The organism is Legionella tunisiensis (genome assembly GCF_000308315.1).
Classification (GTDB): Bacteria; Pseudomonadota; Gammaproteobacteria; order Legionellales; family Legionellaceae; genus Tatlockia; species Tatlockia tunisiensis.
In genome coordinates, this window is the sequence record NZ_CALJ01000084.1 from 1 (window position 1) to 3,304 (window position 3,304).

Sequence of the window (3,304 nt, forward strand, 5' to 3'; positions counted from 1 at the left end):
ACGTCCAAGGAGTCTGCCAATTGGAGAAGAAGGGTTGGTGCTTATTGGTGGGACTCAAATCATGCGAGGCTATCTTAACATGCCTGAAAAAACACGCGCGGTATTAATAGAGGATAGTGATTTTACCTGGTATAAAACGGGTGATAAAGGTCGTCTGGATCATGATGGTTATCTGACTATTGTTGATAGATATTCCAGGTTTGCCAAAATTGGTGGGGAAATGGTGAGTTTAGGTCAAGTAGAGGAGTGCTGGCAGCAGGCACTTAACGATAAAGAGGCTGCGATCATGACGCTTGCAATCCCTGATAGCAAAAAAGGTGAGCAGTTGGCACTCGTTTATGCTGCGAATCTATCAGCTGATGAGGTCATGCAAAAACTGATAACAACTGACTTACCAAAGCTACTGTTGCCTAAAAAATCAAACAAGTGGAAGAGTTGCCAAGATTAGGTAATGGTAAATTGGATTATCAATCAGCGAAACAACTTGTACTTGCTATTTCAGATTCTCTTTAGATCATCGAAAATATGAGGAACCCATGGACGCATTGCAATAACCAATGCTGTTCCATGGCGTTTATCAATAGCAATATCGATTGTTTCGCGGCAAGTTTGTAAAAATTGATCAGCAATTTTGTGTAAGGCCTGTTGAAATTTCAGATTATCTTGTTCACTGAGCATACCGTTGCGCACTAAAAACAATTGCTCGGGTTTTTCAAAGCGACAGTTGAAAAAGTCAGTTTGTATGTTCTCTTGGAAGAAACGCTGAATCGGACCATCGGCAATCCAATAGAAGTCAGCGTGAATTAAGCGCTTGAACCGATTACCAGGTTGCAGTTCTATAATTTTCATTTGATCAAGGCGAGCTACTTTTTTAATCAGCTCATGTTCTGAAAAATTATAAAAATTCAAAATGTCATTGAACTCCCAGTAATTAAAAACACAAATGGCGACTAGTAATAATTTTTTGTCACTGATCAATTCTTCTTCCTGTTTTTCAGTTAAATGCAGGATAGGTCTATTTCTTTTCTGTAGGAGTTCAAATGCTTCGAATAAAGTCAGATTAATACATTCACAAATTGTTTCCAATCTATGCAAATCAATGTTTTGTTGACTAAACAGTCGTTTCACACTGGCTTCTGATAATGCCAGCTTTTTTCGCAAGCTCTTTATACGTTAAACCTTGTGATTTCAGTTGTTGTTTAATGATTAAAAAAGTTCATGAATTTGCGACATAAAGAGTTATTTCTCAATTATCTATGAATAAATTCACTATAACTGGCTAGAGTAATAGAAGGAACCAGGATTACGTGATCGCGGCAATTTAATTAAAGGTAGCTTTCTAATTTTTTATTCTGGCCAAACGTTCACCCCAAATTTCAATAATTCTGGGTCGTCCATAGCTAGGAAAGATATCGTATACATCGTCACGATATATTTTTTAAAACAGCTATCCGCTTTTTTACGATAAGCTGGGTTTTCTTCGGTATATTCTAGTAAATGCTCTTTTATGATAGGTAAGAATATAATCAAATCTAAATGATTTAATGCTTCTTTAACGTCTGAGAATCGTTCTGACATTTCACTGTCATTAAGATCCATTGCCTCTTGTTCTGCTTCACACATGGCATAAGCAATGAAGTCAACAGGGCATCGATCAAAAATAATGTTAGACTCATCGGCGCGCTTATTGAGTTGTTCAATGCTGTAATCGAGTTGTTCCATTAAACTATCGAGGCTGGGCTCTAAGGCTAGCTCCATTGATTTTACTTCTGATAATTTGTAGTAAGGTTCAATTTCACAGCTATACTGCGGATAGAGTTTAATAAAATCCTCTATCAGAGTACTTTTACCCATAAAGTGAGTACCAGAAACGGCAATACGCATGATTTCCTCTTATGATATAAAATTCATCAAATTAACGTTGTTTGTGATTCAAGGTTTGATATTCATCATCAATTAAATCTCGCCGAATATACACGGCTTCAAAAAACAAGAGATCTTTTATTGCGAATCGTTTCCTATGCGTATCAAAAATACGCAATAACAATTAAAAACGGACATGGACACGATTGCTTTGTTCTCTGCCATTTTTTAATTTTGCAGCTAAAAGTTTTCTTTTTAAAAAGAGGGTATTAAAATGGGGCAGGATTTATCCTACTGGAGAAAAATTCTGACTACTTTTTTAAAAATACCAAAATTGCAGCTAATGCTTTCTATGGGGATTTTAAGTTTAAGCCTTATTACAATTTTCTTTTTCATTTAGATGCCATTACCACTTTTTTTGTCATATCGCCAGGTGTTTATATGATTTATCATGTGCTGCCTTACGAGTGGTAATGACTCCTTTCTATATTTTGAATCCATTGGCTTGGATCTGGCTGCCCGGACATGTTATGGAATTGGTTGATGATGTTGTAGGCGCATTAATTAGTGCTGTAACGATTGTTATTCACCCTGCCATTTCTGTTATCCGTACATTGTCTTCCATGATTTTTGGTTATGAGGAGGGTACTGATTGCGATTGGGGAGTTGATGAAGAAGAAAAAGATTTGGATCAGGCGATGACTATTGGTGTCTTTTCTTAGTCATTTTAAAAATGAATAAGTTAGTAAGTTTGCCTGCGCTTTGTTTGTGAGATAGGTTCCCGCTTTTTGCGGGAAAGACATAAATTTAAATCAAATAAATCAATTTAAGATCTTTAGCCTATAAAAACTAAACTATGTCTGAATTACTCAGTGCTTTGCTGGCATTCAGAATCGTTTTGTATAAAGACTACATCTGCATTATTACTACAAAGTTAACCCATCTTGACTAGTTGATAATAAAATTTTACTACACTGTTCTTATTATGTTGATTGTAATCAGATAATTCCAAAATAGGGGATTTAAAGACCGTGTTATTGATATACTTAAAAAGATATAATTCCTTGGAAACTAAAAGCAAAAATTTACCCTTTGTTTCATTGACATTGCCCCAATATTGGTACATTAAACTGTTTAACCCAAAAACGTGAGACCCAATAACCTGATAAGTCGAATCGATTTGCTGATGCTCCAATAATTTTTGCTGATAAAACTAAACTCGCTAGCGATATTGTAAATGTCTAGTGGCACGATGATGGGCGCATTATGATTTTTAATTTCTACTTGATTGGCAAGTCGGTGAAGTTGCCAGGTAAAATCATCCCAACGAATTAATTTAGCGAATAAATAGTGATTAAGTTTTTGGGGATTGCCTGAAAAAATACAGTAAACCATCCCACTGTAACAAAGCAATAATGCAGCACAAGTTGCTGCCCAGCTT

At 35.8% G+C, this 3,304-nt stretch carries 4 protein-coding genes and 1 pseudogene; 2 read left to right on the top strand and 3 right to left on the bottom strand.

Annotation, left to right across the window (positions count from 1 at the left end):
- A pseudogene (locus tag BN58_RS22685) lies at nucleotides 1-448 on the top strand (AMP-binding protein); the annotation flags it as partial.
- A gap of 50 nt (nucleotides 449-498) precedes the next feature.
- Here BN58_RS22685 and BN58_RS22690 read toward each other — a convergent pair.
- Both BN58_RS22690 and BN58_RS22695 read right to left on the bottom strand, forming a co-directional pair.
- Nucleotides 499-1,161: a hypothetical protein gene (locus BN58_RS22690; RefSeq protein WP_019216110.1), complete on the bottom strand. Its 663-nt coding sequence runs from the start codon at nucleotides 1,159-1,161 to the stop codon at nucleotides 499-501.
- 186 nt (nucleotides 1,162-1,347) lie between these two features.
- On the bottom strand, nucleotides 1,348-1,884 hold the full coding sequence (locus tag BN58_RS22695) for an AAA family ATPase (protein ID WP_051131850.1): 537 nt from the start codon (nucleotides 1,882-1,884) through the stop codon (nucleotides 1,348-1,350).
- A 452-nt stretch (nucleotides 1,885-2,336) separates the two neighbouring features.
- On the opposite strand from BN58_RS22695, the gene BN58_RS33135 reads away from it, so the two are divergent.
- Nucleotides 2,337-2,585 (top strand): hypothetical protein, encoded by a 249-nt coding sequence (locus BN58_RS33135; RefSeq protein ID WP_232220398.1) that lies wholly within the window; start codon nucleotides 2,337-2,339, stop codon nucleotides 2,583-2,585.
- Between the two features lie 412 nt (nucleotides 2,586-2,997).
- Here BN58_RS33135 and BN58_RS06355 read toward each other — a convergent pair.
- Nucleotides 2,998-3,304: hypothetical protein (locus BN58_RS06355; protein ID WP_026069305.1), on the bottom strand; the 307-nt coding region annotated here is incomplete at its 5' end.